A 22940-nucleotide genomic window follows, 5' to 3' on the forward strand; every position below is an offset into this window, starting at 1 on the left:
GGTTATGGCCCTAGGCCCTCAGCTCGCCGGGTCCTGCCCCAGCACCTTGCTCAGCGCCACACGGGCATCTTCGAGCTGCACCAGGGAGGCGTGCCGGGCGCCAAGCGCATCGCCGTTCTGGATAGCTGTCAAAATGGCTTTGTGTCGGGGGAGGGCGAGCTCATCAAAATTGGGGCGCTGGTTGGAAAAGCGCACTGATTCGCGCAACGCCATCGACAGCATGTTGCACAGGTAGGCGAGCAGGTCATTGTGGGTGGCGTCGGCAATACGGGCATGAAAGTCCAGGTCTGGCTGCAGCCGCTCATCCGGGGTACGCGCTGCCTCCATTCTTTGATAAGCCTCGCCAATCGACGCTACGTCCTCTGTCGTGGCATTGGTGGCGGCCAAGGCGGCGGCAGCGGGCTCAATGACCCAGCGCACGCTGGACAGGGTATTGAAGAACTCCTGTTGCGGCGTTGCCTGCATCAGCCAGTGCAGCACATCGGGGTCGAGCATGTGCCAGTCATGGCGGGGTCTGACCAGGGTGCCGACGCGGGGGCGCGCTTCTACCAGGCCCTTGGCCGTGAGGGCGCGCATGGCCTCGCGAAACACCGGCCGACTGATCGCGTAGGTTTCGCACAGGCTTGCCTCGGACGGCAGCTTCTGCCCTGGGGCGAGTTGGCCGGACACGATCTGCAGGCCCAGGTCCTGGACCAAGGTAGCGTGCATGCTCTTGCGCGTTGAGGGCTGGCGGTAGTTCATGGGGGTTGTGCGAGGTCCTTCTGGCGGGGCTCGCATCATAGCACTGATAAATGCAGGGCTGTTTTGCAGCGCCTTGAGGGCGGACAGAGGTGGTCCCTGCGGGCCTCGGCGCTCTAGCGGGCGCGGGAGCTGTCGGTGCATGGACGGCTCCACGGCCGCTAGAGCGGCAAGCGGCACTGTGCGCCCCTATTGTATTGAGCCAGTCACGGCCCCGCTTGGGGTAATTTCCCTGGGCTAGTGAGAGTGCTTGGGCACCGCCGCCCCGCGGCAGCCGACGAGAAAGTCGAAGTCGCAGCCCTCATCGGCCTGCATCACATGGTCCAGATAGAGCTTGGCATACCCCCCGGTAATCAGCTGTGGCGGTGGCTGCAGATCCGCCAGGCGGCCGGCCAGCTCCTGCTCGTCGATGTCCAGGTGCAAGCGGCCTTGCTGGCAGTCCAGCTCGATCCAGTCGCCTTCGCGTACCACGGCCAGGGGCCCACCTGCGGCAGCCTCTGGCGCAACGTGCAGCACTACGGTGCCGTAGGCCGTGCCACTCATGCGCGCGTCTGAGATGCGCACCATGTCGGTTACGCCTTGGGCAAGCAGCTTGGCCGGCAGCCCCATGTTGCCCACCTCGGCCATGCCGGGATAACCCTTGGGCCCGCAATATTTCATCACCAGGATCGAGTTGGCGTCCACATCCAGGTCTGGGTCGTTGATGCGAGCCTTGTAGTCCTCGAAGTGCTCGAAGACCACGGCGCGCCCCCGATGCTGCATCAGCGCAGGCGTGGCCGCCGAAGGCTTGAGCACTGCGCCCTTGGGCGCCAGGTTGCCCCGCAGGATGCAGATACCCCCGTCGGCCACCAGGGGTTTGTCCAGCGGGCGGATGACGTGCTCATCATAAAGTGGCGCGGTGTGGCAATTGTCCCACAGGCTTTTACCGTTTGCGGTCAGCGCAGTCGGGTTGGGCAGCAGCCCATGCTCCCCCAGGCGCCGGATCACGGCCGGCAGACCGCCGGCGTAATAGAACTCCTCCATCAGGAAACGCCCCGAAGGTTGCAGGTCGACCAGCGTCGGCGTACCCCGTCCCACCCGCGTCCAGTCCTCCAACTGCAGATCTACGCCAATGCGCCCGGCGATGGCCTTGAGGTGAATGACGGCGTTGGTCGAGCCACCAATGGCTGCGTTCACCCGGATGGCATTTTCGAAGGCTTCGCGGGTGAGGATTTTCGACAGCCGCAAGTCTTCGCGCACCATGTCCACGATGCGCATGCCCGACAAGTGCGCCAACACGTAACGGCGCGCGTCCACGGCAGGGATGGCGGCGTTGTGCGGCAGCGAAGTGCCCAGCGCCTCAGCCATGCAGGCCATGGTCGAAGCCGTACCCATGGTGTTGCAAGTGCCGGCTGAGCGCGACATGCCTGCCTCGGCAGAGAGAAATTCGTTCAGGTCGATGTGGCCGGCCTTATAGGCCTCGTGCATCTGCCACACGATAGTGCCGGCGCCAATATCCTTGCCTTTGTGCTTGCCGTTGAGCATCGGCCCGCCGGTCACCACGATGGCCGGAACATCACAGCTGGCCGCGCCCATCAGCAACGCAGGCGTGGTCTTGTCGCAACCGGTCAGCAGCACCACGGCATCGACCGGGTTGCCACGAATGGCTTCTTCCACATCCATGCTCGCCAGGTTGCGCGTGAGCATGGCCGTGGGGCGCAGGTTGGATTCACCGCTGGAGAACACTGGGAACTCGACCGGGAAGCCGCCTGCTTCCAACACGCCTTTCTTGACGTGCTCGGCGATCTTGCGGAAATGCGCGTTGCACGGGGTCAGCTCCGACCAGGTGTTGCAGATGCCGATGATCGGTTTGCCCTGGAACTCGTGGTCCGGAATGCCCTGGTTCTTCATCCAGCTGCGGTACATGAACCCGTTCTTGTCGGCGGTACCGAACCATTGGGCGGAGCGCAGTGAGGGCTTGCTATCGGACATGATGGACACCTTATTAGTATTACTATTTGTCTTTATGCCGCCAAATGTATCGCCAAAAAACGAACATGTGAAGGCTTGTCGTTTTAAATAGTAATACTATAAGATCAATTTCCTAGGTCAGCGGTCTGCCAAAAAACCTCGGCCTGGTGTTGTACCCATTACAAGAACAATTGGAGACATCGCCATGATTCAGGAGCAGCGGCTCGTCCGCCTGATCACACTCAAGCTCATCCCTTTTTTGGTCCTGTTGTACCTGGTGGCCTATGTCGATCGCTCGGCGGTCGGCTTTGCCAAGCTGCACATGGGCGCCGACATTGGCCTGGGCGATGCTGCCTACGGCCTGGGCGCCGGGTTGTTCTTCATCGGCTATTTTCTGTTCGAAGTGCCCAGCAACTTGCTGCTGGACCGCTTTGGCGCACGCCGCTGGTTTGCGCGCATCTTGCTTACGTGGGGCGCCATCACCATTGGCATGGCATTCGTGACCGGGCCGAACGGCTTCTATGTGATGCGCTTTCTGCTAGGGGCAGCCGAGGCGGGGTTCTTTCCGGGGGTGCTGTACTACATCACGCAGTGGTACCCCGTGCGTCATCGCGGCAAAATTCTGGGTTTGTTCATCCTTTCCCAGCCGTTGGCGATGCTGGTCACAGGGCCGCTTTCCGGCGCATTGCTGGGTCTGGACGGCACCTATGGCCTGCACGGCTGGCAATGGCTGTTCATCTGCATCGGGACCCCTGCGGTGCTGTTGGCCTGGCCCACCCTGCGCCTGCTGCCCGATGGCCCGGCCAAGGTACGCTGGCTCAGCGACGCGCAACGCACCTGGTTGCAGGAACAGCTGGCCGATGACCTGCGTGAATACGGCCAGACCCGCCACGGCAACCCGCTGCATGCACTCAAGGACAGCCGCGTGCTGCTGTTGGCGCTGTTCTACCTGCCCATGACCCTGAGCATCTACGGGCTCGGGTTGTGGCTGCCCACCTTGATCCACCAGTTCGGCGGCAGTGACTTGGTCACCGGTTTCGTGTCGGCGGTGCCCTACCTGTTCGGCATCATTGGTTTGCTGGTCGTGCCGCGCAGCTCGGACCGCCTCAACGACCGTTACGGTCATCTTGGCCTGCTGTATGCCCTGGCCGCAGCGGGGCTGTTCCTCAGCGCCTGGTTGAGCGTGCCGGCGTTGCAACTGGCGGCACTGTGCCTGGTGGCGTTCGCCTTGTTTTCGTGCACGGCGATCTTCTGGACCCTGCCTGGGCGATTCTTCTCCGGGGCCAGCGCTGCGGCCGGCATTGCCTTGATCAACTCGATCGGCAACCTGGGCGGCTACCTGGGCCCATTTGGCATCGGCGCCTTGAAAGAACACACAGGTCACCTGTCGTCCGGGCTGTATTTCCTGGCCCTGGTCACCCTGTTTGGGGTGCTGCTTACCGGGGTTGTCTACACCCGGCTGGAGCGCCGACAGCGTGATGCGGCCGCTCAAGTGGCCGGCGCCTCCCGATAATTTTTCGCAACCGACAAGCGAGTACGACCATGCGATTGATCCAATTTGAAACCGCCACCGGCCAGCGCCATGTCGGCGTGGTGGAAGGTGAGTACGTGTTGCGCGTATGTGGCACCGACACCACCCGCGAGCTGGCCCAGCAGGCCATTGCCGCTGGCCGGACTCTGGCCGACCACGTGCAGGTATTGAGCCTGGGTGAGCGTCACGATTACCGGGCGCTGTTGGCCGAGGGCCGGGTGCTGCCGCCGCTGGATCACCCCGATCCTGCCCATTGCCTGGTGACCGGCACTGGCCTGACCCACTTAGGTAGCGCCGCCACGCGCGACAAGATGCATCAGCAGCAGGCCCAGGACGCCGTGACCGACAGCATGCGCATGTTCCAATGGGGCATGGAAGGCGGCCGGCCACCCGCAGGGCAGGTGGGCGCACAGCCGGAATGGTTCTACAAGGGCGACGGTGCCATCGTCGTGCGCCCGGGGGCGGACCTGCCGCTGCCGGCGTTCGCCGAGGATGCCGGAGAAGAGCCTGAGTTGGTCGGCCTGTACCTGATCGGCCCTGATGGCACGCCCTATCGCCTGGGCTACGCGCTGGGCAACGAGTTCTCCGACCATGTGATGGAGCGGCGTAACTACCTTTATCTGGCACACTCGAAGCTGCGCGCCTGCAGTTTCGGACCGGAGCTACGGCTGGGTGCGCTGCCGGCGGACCTCGAAGGGACCAGCCGCATCCTGCGTGATGGCCAACCGGTATGGAGCAAGCCCTTTCTGTCGGGTGAGCAGAACATGTGCCACAGCTTCGAGAACCTGGAGTTCCATCACTTCAAATACGACCAGTTCCTGCGACCTGGCGATATTCATGTGCACTACTTCGGCACCGCGACGCTGTCGTTCGCCGACGGCATCCAGGCTCAGCCCGGCGATACCTTCGAAATCAGCCTGCCGGCCTTCGGCGAGCCGCTGCGCAACGCCATTGCGCCAGCAGCCAAGCAGGTGCGGCCAGGGAGGGTGAAAAGCCTGTAAGCCCACCTCTGTCATTCAGAGTACGTGCCCCGCGGCCCAGGGAAGCGGTCACGTGCAGCCACTTCAATTTCTTAATTCAGGAGTCATCATGACTGGAAGCAATTTCATTGGCGGCCAACGCAGTGCCGCGGGCAGCGTGCGCCTGCACAGCCTCGATGCCTGCACCGGGGAGGCCCTGCCGGTCACCTTCAGCCAGGCTACCCCCGAAGAAGTGGACGCAGCAGCCCAGGCCGCCGAAGCCGCTTTCCCCGCATACAGTGCCCTGGCGCCCGAGCGCCGCGCGCAGTTTCTCGACGCTATTGCCGATCAGCTCGATGCATTGGACGACACCTTCGTCGCCACCGTATGCCGAGAAACCGCCTTGCCAGCAGGGCGTATCCAAGGCGAGCGTGCCCGCACCAGCAACCAGATGCGCCAATTCGCCAAGGTGCTGCGGCGCGGCGACTTTCTTGGCGCCCGCATCGATCGCGCACAACCCCAACGCCAGCCGCTGCCACGGCCTGACCTGCGTCAGTACCGCACCGGCCTGGGTCCGGTGGCGGTATTCGGCGCCAGCAATTTTCCCTTGGCCTTTTCCACGGCCGGTGGCGACACCGCCGCTGCGCTGGCGGCAGGGTGCCCGGTGGTGGTCAAGGCGCACAGCGGGCACATGGCCACGGCCGAGTGGGTCGGCGAAGCCATCGAGCGGGCCGCTGTGGCGACCGGTATGCCCGCTGGCGTGTTCAACATGATCTACGGTGGGGGGGTAGGTGAGGCCTTGGTGCGCCATCCGATGATTCAAGCCGTAGGCTTTACTGGCTCGCTCAAAGGTGGGCGTGCCCTGTGCGACATGGCGGCTGCTCGTGCGCAGCCGATACCGGTGTTTGCCGAAATGAGCAGCATCAACCCGGTGCTGGTGCTGCCAGGTGCGCTGCAAGCGCGTGGCCCACAGATCGCCCGGGAGCTGGCCAACTCGGTGGTGATGGGGTGTGGGCAGTTTTGCACCAACCCGGGGCTGGTCATCGGTATCGCTGGCCAAGCCTTCAGCGACTTCCTGGCGCAATTAGGCGCGCACCTGGGTGACGAGCCTAGCCAGACCATGCTCAATGCCGGAACCCTGCGCAGCTATTGCGCCGGCGTCCAGCGCCTGCACCAGCACCCAGGGATACGCCACCTGGCCGGGTCCGCACAGGAAGGCAACCAAGCCCAGCCCCAGTTGTTCATGGCGCAGGCGAGCCTTTTGTTGCAGGGCGATGAAGTGCTTCAGGAAGAAGTGTTCGGACCTACCACGGTCGCCATCGAAGTGGCTGACGAAGCCGAACTGCGCCGGGCCCTCGAAGCGCTGCAGGGGCAACTGACGGCCACGTTGGTCGCTGAGGCTGAAGATATCCAGCGCTTCGCCGCGCTGGTACCGGTGTTGCAGCGCAAGGCCGGGCGCCTGCTGGTCAATGGCTACCCGACTGGTGTCGAAGTGTGCGAGGCGATGGTGCACGGCGGGCCTTACCCCGCTACATCCGATGCGCGCGGTACTTCCGTAGGCACCCTGGCTATCGACCGCTTCCTGCGGCCCGTCTGCTTTCAAGACTATCCGGACGCGCTGCTGCCCGACGCCCTCAAGAACGCCAACCCGCTGGGCCTGCTGCGCCTGATCGACGGGCAGCATAGCCGCGAGGCGCTTGCATGAAGGCTTGACGGTACTGGTACCTGAGTGTGTGCCGTCTGGTGAGGGTCAGGCGGCGCTTGCTTGATGAACCCCATTCAGTCAGTCCACCGCCACAGCGGCTCGTCCAGCAGGCCCACGTCTTTGAGTTGCGTTTTGCCTTGCACCTTGTCCAGGGCTAGCAGGTTGCAATCCTCACATTGGCTGAGGGCTTCGATCAATGGCGCGCTGTGCGACACGACCCACACCTGGCTGTGCTCGGACGCGCGAATGATCAGCCGGGCCAAGGCCGGCAGCAAGGCTACATGCAGACTGGTCTCCGGCTCATTGAGCACCATCAGGGCCGGTGGCCTGGGCGTCAGCAGGGCGGTCATCAGCAGAAGATAGCGTAAGGTCCCATCCGAAAGTTCTGCGCAGGTCAATGGCCTGAGCAATCCATGCTGGAGCAGCCGTACGCAGAATAGCCCGCCAGGTGGAGCATCGATGTCCAGGCGGCTGCCGGGGAACGCGTCCTCCAGCGCGGCATTGAGGCCTTCCACGTCACCGATTTCAATGATGGTCTGCAAGGCGGGGGCAAGGTTACGCCCGTCATGATGCAGCACTGGCGAGCGGGTGCCCAATTGGGGCTGGCGGCAGGGTGCATCCCGATCGATCCGAAAGTGATCGTAAAAACGCCAACTGTTGATGAAGGCGCGCAACTGCCCGATTTCCGGTGCCTGCCGTGGGCGGCCCACCACACTGAAGAAGCTTTCGCTACTGTCGGCATGCTGATCAAGTATTGTCCAGGCGTTACCTTCACGAGCCTTCACCAACGCATTCTTGCGCTCGACCAGCGCCGAGGCAGGTCGGTAAGCCCCACCTGCCCAGATGGTCTCACTTTTGATTTCCGGATCGAGGATGAAGGCTGAGGGGTAAGCCAGGGGGATGGGCAACCCCAAGGAGATGGCGAATCCGTAATCCTCGGTGGCAAAGCCCAGCCGCAGGCGACGGGCATCGCGCGGGTGCTGCCCCTGGATCGGCACTTCACCGCGCATCATGCGTGCACTCGGTTCCGGGCCCGCCCACCAGGTCGAGTCCAGCCCACCTTCGCGGGCGAGTGCCTGGATGACCCCGCCCTGTGCCGTTTCGGCCAGCAGGCGCAGCGCTTTGTACAGATTCGACTTGCCGCTGCCGTTGGCTCCGGTTACCACGTTGAGCTGGCCCAGTGGCAGGACAAGGTGATTGATGGAGCGATAATTGCTGATGGCCAGGGTAGTGAGCATGGCGTTCTTCCCATCGACGATGGTGCAAGTTTGGCCTCAATCAAGCACCGAGGCCAACCCTTGCCCATGTCGACCAGCCGACGCGGGCCAATCGCTGACGGCGATGGCTAGATCCACAGATCATTAGGCGCCGTGCGCTCACCGCCCTCATGGCCAGTGTTGAGGACGCCACATGGCTCGATCATCAGCAGCTTGGCCTCGCCCTCGGCCGCTGTTCGATGCTGTACACCCCGCGGCACCACGAACAACTCGCCGGGCGCTACATGGACGCTGCGTTGCGGCAGGTCGATGCGCAGCGTCCCTTCGAGTACCAGAAAGGCTTCATCGGTTTCCGGGTGCGCATGCCAGATGAATTCCCCTTCGATGCGTACAACCTTGAACTGGTAGTCGTTCATCTGTGCAACAACCCTGGGGCTCCATTGGCTGTCGATCATCGACGCTTTCTGGTTCAGGTTTATCGGATGGGGCTGAGTGTGTTGACTGGATTCGTACATGGTGGTTACTCCTGGTTGGAGCACGCAGCCTATTGCAGCTCAGTGCCTGCACGCTTGTACGATCCTGCACGTTGCTGCCCTGGCCGCAGGCGTTCGAGCCAGCGTAGCGGCGACACCCCATAACTGCGGGTGAAGTGTCGGGTCATGTGGCTCTGATCGTGAAAGCCTGCCGCCAAGGCAGCGTCGACCAGGGTGAAGCCATCGAGCAACAACCGACGCACATTGTCCAGTCGCCTCAGGGTGACGAAGCGATAAGGGCTGGTGCCGTACAGGGCCCGAAAGTCCCGAGACAGGCTCCATTGCTCACGGCCGCTGGCGTGCTCGAGCATCTCCAGGGTGATGCCCAGGTGCAGGTGCTCCAGAATGAACGCCTTGGCGCGTTCGGCGGACCGGTAATCCAGGCGCTTGCGCCCGCGTGGCTTGCCCGCGACAGCGCGCAGCGCCATGGCCAGGTCATAGATGGCGTCTTGCTCTTCCAGCTGCTCGAGGGGATGGTCCACAGCCTGCACAAACGGTTCGCTAGCATGGAACAGGCGCGGGTCACTGGAAAGCCCGCCAGGCACGAACGGTAGCGGCTGCCCGCCCAGTGCGGCCTGAATCAGCGCAGGGTCGATGTAGGCCATGCGGTAGCGAAAACCTGCCTCGGTGCCGGCCATGCCGTCGTGCAATTCATCGGGGTGCAACACCAGCGTGTTGCCCGCAATGCCGTGGCACAACGAGCCTTTGTAATGAAAGCTCTGTACCCCGGCCAAGGTACGGCCGACGGAGTAGGTGTCATGCCGATGAGGATCATAGCCATGACTACCGAACCACGCTTCGATCCGCTCGACAGCCCCATGTTGCTGGCTGCGGATGACCCAGTCCGAAACCGGGGGCATGTTGGACGAACGTTTCATGGCACAGGTCCCGGCGGTTCACGGAAAGGAAAGACAACGCGCTATCATAAGCCCCAATCCACCTCACCAGAACCCACCATGAACCGTCAGAAGAAAATCAAGCAACTGCTCAAGGCACACGCCAAGAAGGCCAGCGCCAAGCTGGCACCGCGCAGTACCAAGCCCAAGTACATCAGCAAGGCCGATCGCGAGAAGCTGGCGCTGCAAGCGGCCGCGGATGCCGCAGCGCAGCGCGATTCGCAGGCCTGAACCTCAGGCGTCTGACAGGGTTTCTTCCTGCTTGTAGATCCTGAAGCCGCGCGCCTGGTAATTGCCCAGCGCGGCAGGGTGATCCAGGGTGCAGGTATGCACCCATACACGCTGCGTGCCGGGCCAAGCCCAGGCGCTACGCACCGCCTGGCTCAACAGCGGACCGCCAAAGCCTGCGCCCAGAAATTGCGGGGCCAAGCCGAAGTAGCGGATCTCGGCGTTGCTCCCATCAGGGCGATACAGTTCGTAATAACCGGCAATGGCGCCCCGGTGATAAGCCACCCAGGTGCGGTGAGCTTCCTGCTCGACCTGCGCCTGCCACTGCGCCTCGCTCCAGGCGTCCAGGTCGCCCCACGACCAGGGCGTGCCGACCAACGTGTACAGAAAGCGGTTGAAGGCTGGTTGTGGCACCTCGCATTCGACGATATGCAAATCCGGGCGCTGGGGCTTTTCCACCAGTTCGTCTGGCGAGGTCATTTCAAGGTAGTACGTGGTGCAGGGTGTTTGCATCGTTCATCTCGCGTCGTCCACTGAACAGCTTGCCAGCATGCCTGTGGCTTAGCGCCTTTGCCACCTGCGGATGGGATCACGACAGGCGTGCTGGGTTGGCAAGCGGTCGACTGTCGTTGTTGCAAACGCTGGTTTGGCGCAGAACGCCGTCAAAAGCTTCCGATTGAACGTTTCAGCGCACAGGTACGTCGGTATTTCTAGTCTTTTGCTTTGGAGGTTTCCATGAAATATCGCGCACTCGGCAACACCGGTCTGTTGGTTTCGGAGCTGGTCATTGGCACGGTGCCTTTCGGCGGACGAGGCTCGTTCGAGAAAACCGGCAGCGTCGATGTGGACCTCGCCAAGCGCATGTTCGCGGCCGCGTTCGACGCCGGGGTCAACCTGGTGGACACCGCCGACCTGTATTCACATGGGCTGGCCGAGGAAATCGTCGGCAAGGCCTTGGGCGAGCGTCGCCAGTCCATCATCCTGGCCAGCAAGGCGCGCAGCCCGATGAGCGACAACCCCAACGACAGCGGCGCTTCGCGCTATCACCTGATTCGCGCATGCGAGGCCAGCTTGAAGCGCCTGGGGACCGACCATATCGACTTGTATCAGATCCACAATTGGGACGGCGTGACGCCAGTGGAGGAGACCCTGGCAGCACTGGATCATCTGGTGCAAAGCGGCAAGATCCGTTACTTCGGTACGTCCAACTACACTGCCTGGCAAATGATGAAAACCCTGGGCAGCGCGCAATTGAACGGCTGGCAACAGCCTGTTTCACAGCAGATCTACTACACGCCCGAATCGCGTGAGGCCGAGTACGAGTTGCTGCCGATGGCGATTGACCAAGGCTTTGCCACACTGGTCTGGGGCCCGCTGGGTGAAGGCCTGTTGACCGGCAAGGTCCGTCGTGGCCAGCAGACGCCCAAGGGCACACGTCAGGGCAATGACTGGCCGGAACCCTACGTGCACGATCGTGAGCGCGCCTACGACATCATCGAGACCTTGATCGCGGTCGGCGAACGCCACGGTTGCTCGCCGTCACGCGTCTGCCTGGCCTGGCTGAAGGATCGCCCGGGTATTACCAGCGTGATTACCGCTGGCCGCACCCTTGATCAACTGCAAGACAATCTGCAGGCGGCAGACCTTGTATTGACGCAAGAGGACCTGAAGCAGATCGAACAGGCCACACGCATCGCGCCGCAGTACCCCTACTGGCACCGCATTGCCGCTGGCATGGACCGCATCGATCCTGCTGAAGCGCCGTTCATCGAGCTGTACCGAGAGACCATGAAGTAGTCTGCGCCGCCGGATACCGGGTCGTCTTGCCTGCTTGGCGAGGCGACCTCGGGAGTTGTGTGAATTATTTCCTGTCTCACCGGTCAAGTAATGAGTCCCCAACCTAGACCGAGGTGCTCATGCACGCCTTCACTGTTCGCTACTCGCTCAATGGCAATTCGACCGACCATACTTTTGAGTTGGACCAGCCTGAGCTGGCCCTGCACGAGGCCGCCTGGCACCTGATCGTGCTGCACTTTGGCGACGGCGAGAACAGCCTGGTGATGCCTTCGGCCGACGCCACGCCCAATGAGATCCTGGCGCAGGCCGAGGTATTGGGGTTGACGGACATCGTGGTGGTCTAAGTAGCTGGCTAGTGGGCTCAAGGCGGTACTGGCTTGATCCCACGTGGGAGCGGCCGGTCCGGCGCCCCGGCAAGACGGCTCCTACACGAGATGTGCAGGGCTTGAAAGAGCGCGCAAGGTACTCAGCACCCTAAGTCAGCTCGCAGTCATCACCTTCGCCATGACCACCGTTCGCTCGTCTCCATAGCGCACTTCACGAACGGCCGTATAACCTAGCCTGGCATAGAAACCTTGAGCAGTGAGTGAAGAAGGCACCTGCAACTGCCGGACCCCAGTGTCCCGCGCTTCTTGCTCGATGTAGCCCATCAGTTGTTCGCCAAGACCCTGGCGCTGGTAGCTCGGGTCAACGAATACACTTCTCACTACGTTCTTCTCAAGACTTGCCGTTGCGACGACCACGTCGCTCTCCAAGGCCACCCATACAACCCGCCTGTCCAGCAATTGGACCACGGCTTGGGGCGTGAAAGCGCGCGCCACGCGCGCCAATGTGGCGGCGTCATAGTCTGCTGCGTTGCTGTGGCGCAGTGCAGCCAGGATAACCCGGCTGATGCTTTCAGCGTCCAGGACGCTCGCCGCTCTGATCACCCTTGCCATCAACCTCGTCCCCCTCGATTGCGACGGACGGGCTTCAACCCAATCGAACCCCTGCGCCCGCGCTGTTCTCGAATAACTGTAGGCCTCATCCATTCTTTCGAGGTACGCGGCAATGAACAGAGATCCCATGGCACAGGACGGCGCTGACGATGACATGCCCGTTTCACCGGACCCGTCGGTGAACCCTGACAACCCGACCATACCTGATCCGGACGATGATCCGCTCATGAACGAAGAGGAGGGTGGAGACATGGAGGATTCCGAGCAGCCGCCCATGGATGTGAATACGCCCAGAGAATAACGGGCGTCGTTCAGTGTCCAGCCACGCCTCGCCGATTTGCCACGGATGCCAGCGGCAACCGCTTTGACCAGACTCACGCTATTTCAGCGCCTCAATCAGGAGAATGCATATGCCGATCGACAATAATGGTCCTGCAGCACCCTACCCAGGCCCGGCGCAGAACAGCCCGGACACAGGCGAGGGGCACGGTTCAGGCCTTGAGCAGACCCCTTCGGAACCCAAGCAAGGTGCCGGCCACGCTGGCGGCGAGCGCCCCGAGGACTGGAATCCACCCCCAGGTAATCCAGGCTCTGACCAGGACAGCCAGGTGCCACGTGACAATGGTACCGCACGCACCCATGAAGACCCTGGCGCAGGGGATGCAGCGCTCGAGGAAGACATGAAGGACGTGGAAGCGAACAACTCGGTGTCGCAAGAACACCCGTGATACAGGGTTAAATCCGAGGCGCTGGGGCTGACCACAGCGCCTTTGGACAGCGCTAGCGGCGGCGCAGCAGGCCTGCCAGCGCTACCGTCAACGCAACCGCCGTGGCCATTGCCAGCACAATGGTCGGCATGACCCCCAGAGCCCTCATCAGACCCGACAACATCAGGTAGAACGCCAGCACACCCACTGCGCCTATGGCGTTGCCGCGCACCATGGCCGCCATCCCCGCGCGCCCGTTCTGCACGTGAGCAAATACCATCAATGGCCAAGCGATGACCGGGATTGGCGCGAGCATGCCGCTGGTCTGGGGTCCAAGCCAGGCCGCCAGGTGCGTGGTGATCATCAGCAACGCCGTTGCCGAGACCATGCGCAAGGGGATTTCCCAGTAACGATGCCGTACACGTGCCAGCGTCTCAGGCTTGGGTTCACGCCCGCTGGCGACGATCAGAAGTACGATCAACGCCAGCGCTACGCCTATCGACACATACAAATGGCCCCAGTGCGTAAGCACATAGGCGACCAAGCCGTAGAAGACGATCGCCAAGCCCGCAGCAGCCCCGAGGGCAAGCCTGCGTGTTGCATACAGGTAGAAGGCGTAGGTAGCGAGCACGGCTGCCAGGCCGCCCAGTGCTCCGGGCACGGCGTTCAGGGCAAAGTCTGTCCCTTGCTCCAGGCTCAGGAAGGTCATCACCAGCCCCGACGTGATGGGCATGCCCGCCAGTAATCCCCCTAGCAGCCCACCCCAGCGCCTGGAAGCGAGAGAGATGGCCCACATCAGCAAAGGGGTAATGGCAAGTTTCAGGTAGAACAAGGTCATCGCGGCGCGTTCCGGCTCTCAAGACAGTGCCGACTTTACCCTGTTGAATGCCCGGATGCCCGCCACTGATGCCTACCAGGGGATGTTGCGACCGTCCCAGCCCCAGAAGCTGCCCGTCACGTTCGGTCCGAGACGCCCGATCAGCTCCACGATGCACTGCGCGGCAAACGTCGTCTCGAACAGTTTGCCCTCAGGCACGTTGCCTTGGAACGGCCTTGACAGTTCCGTGTCCGTTGTACCCGGGTGCAAGGCCAGAACGGTCGCGTTAGGGTTCAGGCGCTTGAGTTCGATACTGGCTGTGTGTAGCAACTGATTCAGCGCCGCCTTGCTGGCCCGGTAGCTGTACCAACCCCCCAGACGGTTATCGCTGATCGAGCCCACGCGGGCGGACAGTGCAGCGAAGGTTGCAGGTTGCTTGCGCAGCAAAGGCAGCAGGTGTTTCAGCAATAAGATCGGGGCAAAGGCGTTGGTGCTGAAGCTTGCGTGCAGGCTGGCAAGGTCCAATTGCGCCAGTGACTTTTCGGCCTTGGCGTTTTCCTGATGCAGGATCCCCAAGGTACTGATGACAAGGTGCAAGTGCACACATCGCTCGCCTGCTTGCGCGGCCATGGCGCCCAGGCTGGCCTCCTCGCGCGCGTCGCAGTCCACCAGTAGTACACGATTGGGGTGAGCGTCGGCCAGCGCCCTCAATGCCTGGTTCTGCGTGGCGCGGCGCGACACCGCTATCAGCTGATCGACGTCTTCGCGGGTCGCCAGCGCGTTGCACAGCGCGAGCCCGATTCCACGGCTGGCCCCGCAGACCAGCACGCAGGCGTTCTCGTCCAACCCTGGTATGAGACTCATGACAGGCACTCTCTGGCCATCGTTTCGGTCAAGGGTAGACCGCCTCAGTCATCCGGATTTCCATCGACATGAGGTTCAGTCGTCGGTATCCGGTTCGCCACCCCAAAGGGCACATGCACCATCGGCAAATCGCCCGCAGGCGAGTGCAGGTGGCTGCGCTGGTCATCGAAGAAGACATGGGGCTTGAGAATCGACAAGACGCGGGGTTTCTCCATGCCGCCCAGGAAGAAACACTCGTCGGGCGATACGCCCCAATCTTTAAGGGTCGTCACCACCCGCTCATGGGAAGGTGCATTGCGTGCCGTGACAATGGCGATGCGCAGGATGCGCTTGTAGTGCGGGTCATCTTCGAGCTTGCGGTCTTCGAGCGTGCGAATCAGCGACAGTTTGCGATACAGGTCGGCCAAGGGCCCAGGCGTATGGGGCACGCGCTGATGGGCCTGCTCGTGGGCCTGGAATTCATCCAGGCTGTTGCCACGCTTGTAGACGCTTTCGGCTTCGTCGTCGGCGATCACGCCATCGAAGTCGAACGCCACGCGCAGCTCGGTATCGATTTCGTCATCGTAGATACGGGTCGGCAGAACACGACCTGCGGGGTAATTGGCGTCGATGGCTTTCTGTACGTCCTCTTCGTTGGCGCTCAGAAACAGCGATGCGTTGAACGCTGGTATGTACTCATACGGTGAACGGCCCGACATGAACGCGGCGCGGGTGATGTCCAGGCCGTAGTGGTTGATCGAGCGAAATACCCGCAGGCCCGTTTCCGGCGAATTGCGCGATAGCAACACCACCTCGACGGGCAACTGCTCGGGGAACGCCTGGTTGATACGCAGAAAACGACGGATAAACGGAAACGCCACGCCTTTGGGGAAGGGCTCATCCAGGTTCTGTTCCTGATGCCATCGGTACGCTTCGACACCCTCCTGGGTGTAGATGTCGTCCGAAACGGTAAGGTCGAACAGCGCACTGGAGGCAACGCCAATCACCAGTTTCTGTTCGATGGGGTAAGGCATGGGAAACTCCCTACGGCCCCGGCAGAGGCGCAAAGTCAGAGGGGGATGTAGTCGTTACGCGAAACGACCGGTTTGTGCGGCCCTTCGACCAAGTGCACGTACAGCCCGTCCACGCAGTCGATGGCCAGACAGTCGTCCACGCTCAGCACCGCATCGGTGTGCGGCTTGAGCCAGCCGGCCTGCATGTGTTGCTTGCCAAATGCCTTGGCATCGGCCTTGTTGCGGGCGCTGACCAGCACATAGCGGTGCGCTTCGCCGAACACACCGCGTTCGTAGCCGCCCAGGTTGATGAAGTACAGGCGCAGCGCACCGCGTTTTGCAGGGTAGGGGTGCAACTCCACTCGCATGCCATCCACGCCGTCCACTTCCAGCCAGGCATCGATGTGCAGCCCCTGCTGGCTGCCGAACCATGCGTCGCGCAGTTGCGCATAGGCCTGTTGCAGGCTGGGTGCCTGGGCGAACACCATGTCGTGGACCTCGATCTTGGCCCCTGCATGGCGTCCCCCCAGCATGACGATATAAAGCATGAGGTTTCCTTGTTGAATCGATCATCGCATGGCGTCATTTTGCAGCATCCGCACGCCGCTTCAAGCGCAGTGCTTGGCGCCTGGGCACAAGAAGGCTAGTGTGGGCGAACCTTTGACTGCGAGATAGCAAGATGCGCACTCCTTTTCTGTTCCTGGCGATGCTCTGTGCACCCCTGGTGCAAGCCGCCGAGCACTGGACGTTGAATGACCAGTTCGACCAGGCGTTCACGTTGGACGACAAGACCCGCGTGGTCATGGTTGCGCGCAGCATGGCCACTGCACGGTTGGTCAACAATGCGGTCGAGCATACGCCAGAGGGCTATCTTGAAGCGCGGGGCGTGGTGTTCGTCGCGGACATCGAGAAGATGCCCAGCATGGTGGCAGCGGTGATGGTGCCTGCCATGCGGTCGGCCAATTACCGGATTTTGCTGGATCGGGACGGCGAGGTGGCCAAGGGCTATGGCGGGGACCGCGAATCGGTGCAATGGCTGGAGGTTCAGGACGGCAAAGTGGTGACAGAGCAGCGGTACAGTGATTTACCCAGTTTGAGGCAGGCACTGGTTAAGATGGCTGGGCGGGTTGCAGGGGGTTGATGCAGTGGCGTGACCGTTGAAGCGCAACGCGCAAGCGCCTGGGTTTGGAGCAAGGACACGCTTCTTGCCGCACCAGGACACCACCGCATCACGCTCAGCCATCAGCGGTGGATGCGACGGGCCGAGCAACCCAGGAGCCAGGCTTCGCAACTTGAAGGTGTGTGGCCGCTTTGCGGCTTTGGCGATGTGAGCTGCGAAACTGAAATCCTGGGGCCGCCATGCGGCCCATCGCGGCCGGCCCGGCGCCCCGGCAAGTCCGCTTCCACACTGGAACTGAGTGGCCTTCGAGGGATGTGCAACGATTCAACATGCGGCATAGCTGGATGTTGCTACTGCTGCTTCCAATCAGAGAAGACTGAAGCAAACACCAGACGTCCTCAACCCGCCACCATGGCAAACCCCACGCCGAACCGGTTCCACGCATTGATCGTCGCGATAGCCAGCGTCAGATTCACCACCTCCGCTGGCTCGAAGTGTTCCAGCAGCGCCTCATATTCCCCCTGTGGGGCACCACAATCGGCCAGCCGTGTCAGGCTTTCGACCCACGCCAACGCCGCTCGCTCACGCTCCGTGAAGTAAGTCGTCTCTCGCCACACACACAACGTCTGCAGGCGGGCCTCGCGCTCCCCGGCTTTGCGCGCGTCGTTGGCGTGCAGGTTGACGCAGTACGCGCAGCCATTGATCTGCGATGCGCGCAAGCGCACCAGTTCAAGCAGATCATGCTCAAGGCCTGTGCGGGTCAACGCCTGCTCCAGGGCTGCCATAGCCTTGTAGGCGTCAGGGGCTTGTTTCGACCAGTCGATGCGGTGTTGCATGGCGCTCTCCAGAAACGCATTAGGGTGGCGCCACAATACCCTCGGCCGCCGATACGTCCGATAGCCAATCCGCTGATCTTCGGGGAGGCCAATCCCGCCATTCGCATCCCCACTGACAGGCATCCAATCTCTTCATTTCTGTCACTGCCGCCGACTCAGGATAATGACCCGTCCCATCCAAGGAGATTGAGCCATGCCCGACGTCCGTTTCATGCGCGAAGCCCTCGAACTGGCACGCGCCAACATCGCAGCCGGAGGACGGCCGTTCGGTGCCGTGCTGGTGTATGAGGGCCAAGTCGTTGCGCGCGGTGTCAATGAAATCCACCGCTCACAAGACCCGACTACCCATGCCGAGATGCAAGTCATCCGCCAGGCCAGCCAGGCGCTGGGGCGCGCTCGCCTGGATGGCGCAGAGGTGTATGCCAGCGGCCACCCATGCCCCATGTGCCTGGCGGCCATGCACCTGTGCGGTATCAGCCAGGCCTGGTTCGCGTATGACAACGAGGAAGGCCAGCCTTACGGGCTGTCCACCGCTGACGTGTACGCGCAGATGACCCGTGCGCCTCAGCAGCAGTCATTGCCGCTACGCGCCCTCAAGCCCGACGGCGAAAATGGGCTGTACGCTCAGTGGCAACAGGCCAATGCCCAATGACAGCAGTCTGGAGAGCGATGCTGGTCGTGCTGCTGGCGTTGAATCTGCGACCGATTCTGACCAGCATCGGCCCCTTGCTCGATCCAATGCGCATCAGTACCGGCCTGGGTTATCAGCAAGCGGCATTGCTGACGGCGCTGCCGGTGTTGTGCATGGGAGCGGTGCCATTATTGCACCCTTGGTCACGCCGATGGTTGAGCGAACAGGCCGGCATGCTCGGTGGTCTGGCGGCCATCGCGCTGGCGTGTCTCTGGCGGTTGCAACTCGAAAGTGCCTGGGCACTGCTTGCCAGCGCAGTGCTCGCCGGCCTGGGCGTGGCGGTGGTGCAGGGCATGATGCCGGGCCTGGTCAATCGCTGGTTTCCAGGGCGGCTTGCTGGCGCAATGGGCCTGTACTCGGCTGCTTTGATGAGCGGCGGCGGGCTGGCTGCTGTGCTGGGCCCGCACCTGGCCGAGTATGCCGGGCAATGGCAGGTGGGACTGGGGGTCTGGGCCGCGCCGGCGCTGGTTGCCATGCTGGCATGGCTCATCTTGCGGCCACGCAACGCACAAGCCCCTGTCTTCAAAACAGTCAGCGGACACTGGTTTGGCCACCGACGGGCCTGGTTACTGGCGGTGTATTTCGGCCTCATCAACGGAGGCTACACCAGCATGGTCGCTTGGTTTCCAGCGTTTTACCTGGAGCAGGGTGGCAGCGCACAGGGCGGCGCCGACCTGGTGGGGCTGATGACCCTGTTCCAAGTACTGGGCGCATTGGGCCTGCCGCTGCTGCTCAGGCGCTGGGTAGATCGGCGTCCAGGCCTTGCGCTGGCGCTGTCGATCCAACTGGTGGGGTTCATGGGGTTGCTGATGGCGCCCACCGCAGCACCCGGGCTTTGGGTAGCGTTGATCGGGTTCGGGCTGGGCGCCTGTTTCAGCCAAAGCCTGACCCTGACCCTCGAACATCTTCCTACGCCAGCCGAAGCCGGCGGCCTGGCGGGTTTCGTCCAGGGTATCGGCTTCATCATCACCGGCTGTGTGCCATACATTGTCGGGTGGCTGCGTGCGCTCGACGGTGATTTTCAAAGCGCTTGGATTGTGCTCATCGCCAGCGTGGTGACGATGCTGCTGGTGACGTTGGCCTTCAGCCCGCAAAGCTACGCGAAGGCCTTGGCTCGACCCGCCGCGGTCGATAGCGTCGCTGTCCTCAGCTGATTCGCCGCAGGGTATCGCGCAGCCGGTCGAGTGCCGGGTCGATGTCGAGCATTTCAATGGCACCAAAGCCCATCAACAGTCCTGGGCGCACTGGCGTTTCATTGAAAAACGGGGCAAGTGAGTAAATGCCCAGGTCGACCTTGCGGGCTTGTTCTACCAGGTCCTCCACATCGACCCCTGGTTGCGCCAAGGCGCTTAGATGAAAACCGGCCTCGGCGGGAATGACCCTGAGCCAAGGGGAAAGGTCGTCGTCCAGCCGCTGCAACAAGCGATCGCGGCGTGCGCTGTACACTTCATGGCAACGGCGGATGTGCCGGTTCAGATGCCCCTGTTCCACGAAACGGGCCAGGGCCCACTGCAGCAGGGTCGGGCTGTGCCAGTCGCTCAGTTGCTTGGCCACGCAACTGGCCTTGAGCACGGCCTCTGGCAAAACGGCATAACCCAGGCGCAGCTCCGCAAGCAAGGTCTTGGAAAACGTGCCGACGTAAGCCACAAGGCCATGGGAGTCAAGACGCTGCAGCGCGTCGGCCTTGGGCCCTTGATAGCGGAATTCACAGTCGTAGTCGTCCTCGATGATCAGTGCGCCCAATGCGGCTGCCCGGGCCAGAAGCGCTCGCCGGCGTTTTTCGCCCATCGGCATACCCAGTGGGAACTGGTGCGAAGGGGTGACATAGATCAGCTGCGCGCCCTCGGCTATCTGGTCAACGCACAACCCTTCGTCATCCACCGGCACCCCCTGCACCTGGGCGCCCAAGGCCAGGAACAACTGCCGTGCCGGCGGGTACCCCGGGTCTTCCATCGCGACCTTGCAGCCAGGCTCCACCAGCACCCTGGCGATCAAGTCCAGGGCCTGCTGTGCGCCGTTGCAGACGAGGATATCGTCAGCCGTGCAGTGCACGCCCCGGGCGTAGGCGATGTGGTGGGCGATGACCTCGCGCAGCTCCGCAAGGCCCTGGGCTGGGAAGTGCCGCTGGGGGTGATGCTGGCTCCGCCGCCCGGCGTAGTTCAGGCAACTGCGCCACAGGTCGAACGGGAATAGTGCCTTGCTCGCCACGCCGCCGATGAAGTCATAACGCACCGTCGATAGCGCTTGGCGTTGGCCTAGCACGGTGGCGCGGGATTGCCAGCGCCTGAGCGACGCATCGCCGGCAAGGGTCAAGGCACGTGGCCGCGCGCTGCGCTTGGGTTCAAGCGTATTGATGAACGTCCCCCGGCCGACCACCGCGCTCAGCAGGTTGTCCTGGGTGAGGCGTGCATAGGCGTCCGCGACGGTCTTGCGCGACACGCCCAGTTGCTCGGCCAACAGGCGGCTGGGCGGCAACTGGCTGCCAGCGGCCAGGTGACCACGCTCGATCCCCGCGCGCAATTGCGCGTAGAGCTGGGCAGCCAAGCCTTTGCGGCCCTCCAGGCGAATATGCAGTTCCATGGGGCATTCCAGAGCAAGAGAGCGCTCAGGATAGCGGATTGCGTACGGCAAAGGCGCTTGCTCCTGCAGTAGCAAGATCGCTTACGACCTGGCCATGCTCACCGTGATATAGCCTTTGCCCGATAGGATGATGCGGATGCGTGTTTCGTCCGCAGGGGCGCTGCGGCAGCGCTTGATGAGCACGCCTTCCTGTGCGACGGCCTTCATGTGATGGGTGATGGCTCGGCCCCGAACGTCGAAGAACGCTTCACTGGCGAGCAGTTCGATTCGCTCGATCAGTTGTCTGGATTGCTCATCGGTGACGCAGAAGAACATGACACCAGAAAGATGAGGGTCCTGGTCCGGGTTGGTCAGATCATGGGTAAGCAGTTCGCGCAGGTTGCTGCGCAGTTCGGCAAGAAGGTGCGGAGTGTCGAGCATGCGCAGCGTCCTGTGTGAGGGGCGACTGCGCCGATCATGTTTTCTGCCATGCCAAGCGACAAGTAGGACGGTTCCTAAGGTGGCCGGTGAAAAATCCCAATCACATGAATGGGCAACGCTCAAACGTGCAGTGATCGAGATGCTCACGGCAGCAGGGCCGCCTACTCCTTGTGCGTCCCGGCGTGGTCCTCTGCGTGCCTGACTGCCTCTTCGACGATCTCTACCCAGTGCCGAACCGCAGTGCGCCCTGCGCCATTCAAATGCACCTGACAGCCAATGTTGGCGGTGGCTATCTCGTCCGGTTGCCCGCGTTCCAGGGCCTCCAGCCGGTTATCGCGCAGCTGCCTGGACATCCCTGGCTGGGTCAGCGAGTAGGTGCCTGCCGAGCCACAACACAGGTGAGCATCGGTAACCGGCGTCAAGGTAAACCCTATCCGGATCAGTAGCGCTTCTACAGCCCCACCCAGTTTCAGGGCATGTTGCAGCGTGCATGGGCAATGAAACGCCAGGCGCCGCCCGGCGGGTACCGCCAACTGCTCGATAGGCGCATCACCCAGGACTTCCACCAGGTCACGGCACAGGCTGCTGACCCGTGCCGCCTTGGCTGCGTAGGCCGGGTCAGCGGCCAATAGGTGAGCATACTCGCGCACGAACGCGGCGCAGCCGCTCGCTGGAATCACGATCGCCTCGACGCCGGCCTCGACGGCCGGCCACCAGGCATCGATGCGCCGTCGTGCGCGCTGCAAGCCTTGCTCCTGGGCACTGAGGTGGAAATCGATGGCTCCACAGCACTCCCCGGCCGGTGCAGGGGTCACGCTGATGCCGACGCGGTCGAGCAGGCGCGCCGCCGCGGCGTTGGTCGCCGGTGACAATGCCGGTTGCACGCACCCCTCGAGCATCAGGACGCGTCGCCGGTGGCGTACGGCAGGGCGCATCAGGTCGGCTGCCTTGCGCAGCGGAACCTTTTCCCGGGCCTGCGCCGGTAGCCACGGGCGCAGGGCTTGGCCAGCTCGGAGCAGGGCTCTGAAAACAGCGGGGCGCACCATCGTAAAGCGCAGGCCGTGACGCAACAGGCGCTGGCCCATTGGCCGTGGCACCTGCTGCTCCACGACGGCCCGGCCGATGTCCAGCAGGTCGTGATAACGCACACCCGACGGGCAAGTGCTTTCGCAACTGCGGCACGACAGGCATCGGTCCAGGTGAGCCTGAGTGCTGGTAGTGGCGGGCTGGCCTTCGAGCACCTGCTTGATCAGGTAGATACGTCCACGCGGGCCATCGAGCTCATCGCCAAGCAGTTGGTAGGTGGGGCAGGTCGCTGTGCAGAAGCCGCAGTGTACGCACGCGCGCAAGATACGTTCTGCCTCGTCGGCGCGCTCGAGCGTGCGTGCGCTGTCACTCAAGTTGGTCTGCATAGGCTGCCC

General features: G+C 62.7%; 26 protein-coding genes. 11 read left to right on the top strand and 15 right to left on the bottom strand.

Annotated elements, in window-relative coordinates; all coding sequences use genetic code 11:
* Positions 1-18: 18 nt before the first annotated feature.
* On the bottom strand, positions 19-741 hold the full coding sequence (locus FH041_RS04755) for a FadR/GntR family transcriptional regulator (RefSeq protein ID WP_027916052.1): 723 nt from the start codon (positions 739-741) through the stop codon (positions 19-21).
* Between the two features lie 234 nt (positions 742-975).
* Entirely contained in the window at positions 976-2709 is a 1734-nt protein-coding gene (locus FH041_RS04760) for an IlvD/Edd family dehydratase (RefSeq protein ID WP_027916051.1), read from the bottom strand.
* Between the two features lie 184 nt (positions 2710-2893).
* Here FH041_RS04760 and FH041_RS04765 point away from each other — a divergent pair, with 184 nt between their 5' ends.
* From FH041_RS04765 to FH041_RS04775, 3 genes are all read left to right on the top strand, one after another.
* Entirely contained in the window at positions 2894-4201 is a 1308-nt protein-coding gene (locus FH041_RS04765; RefSeq protein WP_027916050.1) for an MFS transporter, read from the top strand.
* A 29-nt stretch (positions 4202-4230) separates the two neighbouring features.
* Complete coding sequence (gene araD1 / locus FH041_RS04770) at positions 4231-5220, top strand: AraD1 family protein (RefSeq protein WP_028686406.1); 990 nt, start codon at positions 4231-4233, stop codon at positions 5218-5220.
* 88 nt (positions 5221-5308) lie between these two features.
* On the top strand, positions 5309-6883 hold the full coding sequence (locus FH041_RS04775; protein ID WP_027916048.1) for an aldehyde dehydrogenase (NADP(+)): 1575 nt from the start codon (positions 5309-5311) through the stop codon (positions 6881-6883).
* A gap of 74 nt (positions 6884-6957) precedes the next feature.
* On the opposite strand, the gene FH041_RS04780 is transcribed toward FH041_RS04775, so the two are convergent.
* From FH041_RS04780 to FH041_RS04790, 3 genes are all read right to left on the bottom strand, one after another.
* A complete protein-coding gene (locus tag FH041_RS04780; RefSeq protein ID WP_027916047.1) occupies positions 6958-8121 on the bottom strand; it encodes an AAA family ATPase in 1164 nt (387 codons plus the stop codon).
* Positions 8122-8228: 107 nt separating this feature from the next.
* On the bottom strand, positions 8229-8615 hold the full coding sequence (locus FH041_RS04785; RefSeq protein WP_027916046.1) for a cupin domain-containing protein: 387 nt from the start codon (positions 8613-8615) through the stop codon (positions 8229-8231).
* Positions 8616-8644: 29 nt separating this feature from the next.
* Entirely contained in the window at positions 8645-9511 is an 867-nt protein-coding gene (locus FH041_RS04790) for an AraC family transcriptional regulator (RefSeq protein WP_049695843.1), read from the bottom strand.
* A gap of 78 nt (positions 9512-9589) precedes the next feature.
* On the opposite strand from FH041_RS04790, the gene FH041_RS04795 reads away from it, so the two are divergent.
* The gene (locus FH041_RS04795; protein WP_080992843.1) at positions 9590-9760 is read left to right on the top strand and encodes a DUF2986 domain-containing protein; all 171 of its coding nucleotides are present in this window, start codon (positions 9590-9592) and stop codon (positions 9758-9760) included.
* 3 nt (positions 9761-9763) lie between these two features.
* Here the strand turns inward: FH041_RS04795 and FH041_RS04800 are convergent, their stop codons facing one another.
* Positions 9764-10270, bottom strand: coding sequence for a GNAT family N-acetyltransferase (locus FH041_RS04800; protein ID WP_027916044.1), 507 nt, complete (start codon positions 10268-10270; stop codon positions 9764-9766).
* Positions 10271-10492: 222 nt separating this feature from the next.
* On the opposite strand from FH041_RS04800, the gene FH041_RS04805 reads away from it, so the two are divergent.
* Together FH041_RS04805 and FH041_RS04810 are read left to right on the top strand one after the other, a co-directional pair.
* Positions 10493-11554, top strand: a complete 1062-nt coding sequence (locus tag FH041_RS04805; protein ID WP_027916043.1) for an aldo/keto reductase — start codon at positions 10493-10495, stop codon at positions 11552-11554.
* A 119-nt stretch (positions 11555-11673) separates the two neighbouring features.
* Positions 11674-11898, top strand: coding sequence for a hypothetical protein (locus tag FH041_RS04810; RefSeq protein ID WP_059183934.1), 225 nt, complete (start codon positions 11674-11676; stop codon positions 11896-11898).
* A 135-nt stretch (positions 11899-12033) separates the two neighbouring features.
* Here FH041_RS04810 and FH041_RS04815 read toward each other — a convergent pair whose 3' ends face one another.
* Positions 12034-12492: a GNAT family N-acetyltransferase gene (locus tag FH041_RS04815; RefSeq protein WP_059184164.1), complete on the bottom strand. Its 459-nt coding sequence runs from the start codon at positions 12490-12492 to the stop codon at positions 12034-12036.
* 112 nt (positions 12493-12604) lie between these two features.
* Here FH041_RS04815 and FH041_RS04820 point away from each other — a divergent pair, with 112 nt between their 5' ends.
* Together FH041_RS04820 and FH041_RS04825 are read left to right on the top strand one after the other, a co-directional pair.
* Positions 12605-12793, top strand: coding sequence for a hypothetical protein (locus FH041_RS04820; RefSeq protein WP_033695128.1), 189 nt, complete (start codon positions 12605-12607; stop codon positions 12791-12793).
* A gap of 109 nt (positions 12794-12902) precedes the next feature.
* Entirely contained in the window at positions 12903-13220 is a 318-nt protein-coding gene (locus tag FH041_RS04825; RefSeq protein WP_027915713.1) for a hypothetical protein, read from the top strand.
* Positions 13221-13272: 52 nt separating this feature from the next.
* Here FH041_RS04825 and FH041_RS04830 read toward each other — a convergent pair whose 3' ends face one another.
* The 4 genes from FH041_RS04830 to FH041_RS04845 all read right to left on the bottom strand — a co-directional run bounded on the left by FH041_RS04830 (position 13273) and on the right by FH041_RS04845 (position 16420).
* Positions 13273-14037, bottom strand: a complete 765-nt coding sequence (locus FH041_RS04830) for a hypothetical protein (protein WP_059183935.1) — start codon at positions 14035-14037, stop codon at positions 13273-13275.
* A gap of 72 nt (positions 14038-14109) precedes the next feature.
* A complete protein-coding gene (locus tag FH041_RS04835; protein ID WP_059183936.1) occupies positions 14110-14880 on the bottom strand; it encodes an SDR family NAD(P)-dependent oxidoreductase in 771 nt (256 codons plus the stop codon).
* Between the two features lie 44 nt (positions 14881-14924).
* A complete protein-coding gene (locus tag FH041_RS04840; protein ID WP_027915716.1) occupies positions 14925-15893 on the bottom strand; it encodes a 5'-nucleotidase in 969 nt (322 codons plus the stop codon).
* A gap of 35 nt (positions 15894-15928) precedes the next feature.
* Positions 15929-16420: a DUF1543 domain-containing protein gene (locus FH041_RS04845; RefSeq protein WP_028686399.1), complete on the bottom strand. Its 492-nt coding sequence runs from the start codon at positions 16418-16420 to the stop codon at positions 15929-15931.
* A gap of 131 nt (positions 16421-16551) precedes the next feature.
* On the opposite strand from FH041_RS04845, the gene FH041_RS04850 reads away from it, so the two are divergent.
* On the top strand, positions 16552-17013 hold the full coding sequence (locus tag FH041_RS04850) for a hypothetical protein (RefSeq protein WP_027915718.1): 462 nt from the start codon (positions 16552-16554) through the stop codon (positions 17011-17013).
* Between the two features lie 377 nt (positions 17014-17390).
* Here the strand turns inward: FH041_RS04850 and FH041_RS04855 are convergent, their stop codons facing one another.
* A complete protein-coding gene (locus FH041_RS04855; RefSeq protein ID WP_028686398.1) occupies positions 17391-17828 on the bottom strand; it encodes a carboxymuconolactone decarboxylase family protein in 438 nt (145 codons plus the stop codon).
* 193 nt (positions 17829-18021) lie between these two features.
* Between FH041_RS04855 and FH041_RS04860 the strand changes: the two genes are divergently transcribed.
* Together FH041_RS04860 and FH041_RS04865 are read left to right on the top strand one after the other, a co-directional pair.
* Positions 18022-18480: a nucleoside deaminase gene (locus tag FH041_RS04860; protein WP_033695130.1), complete on the top strand. Its 459-nt coding sequence runs from the start codon at positions 18022-18024 to the stop codon at positions 18478-18480.
* Positions 18477-19673 (top strand): CynX/NimT family MFS transporter, encoded by a 1197-nt coding sequence (locus FH041_RS04865; RefSeq protein WP_027915720.1) that lies wholly within the window; start codon positions 18477-18479, stop codon positions 19671-19673. The genes FH041_RS04860 and FH041_RS04865 overlap by 4 nt, the downstream gene beginning before the upstream one ends.
* Here FH041_RS04865 and FH041_RS04870 read toward each other — a convergent pair.
* The 3 genes from FH041_RS04870 to glcF all read right to left on the bottom strand — a co-directional run bounded on the left by FH041_RS04870 (position 19666) and on the right by glcF (position 22931).
* Positions 19666-21099, bottom strand: a complete 1434-nt coding sequence (locus tag FH041_RS04870; RefSeq protein WP_059183937.1) for a PLP-dependent aminotransferase family protein — start codon at positions 21097-21099, stop codon at positions 19666-19668. The two genes, FH041_RS04865 and FH041_RS04870, sit on opposite strands and share 8 nt — an antisense overlap.
* 81 nt (positions 21100-21180) lie before the next feature.
* Positions 21181-21519: a hypothetical protein gene (locus FH041_RS04875; RefSeq protein WP_033695131.1), complete on the bottom strand. Its 339-nt coding sequence runs from the start codon at positions 21517-21519 to the stop codon at positions 21181-21183.
* Positions 21520-21680: 161 nt separating this feature from the next.
* Entirely contained in the window at positions 21681-22931 is a 1251-nt protein-coding gene (glcF, locus tag FH041_RS04880; RefSeq protein ID WP_104926298.1) for a glycolate oxidase subunit GlcF, read from the bottom strand.
* Positions 22932-22940: the final 9 nt, after the last annotated feature.

Origin of the sequence: Pseudomonas sp. SWI7 (genome assembly GCF_006351945.1) — a bacterium.
Classification (GTDB): Bacteria; Pseudomonadota; Gammaproteobacteria; order Pseudomonadales; family Pseudomonadaceae; genus Aquipseudomonas; species Aquipseudomonas fulva.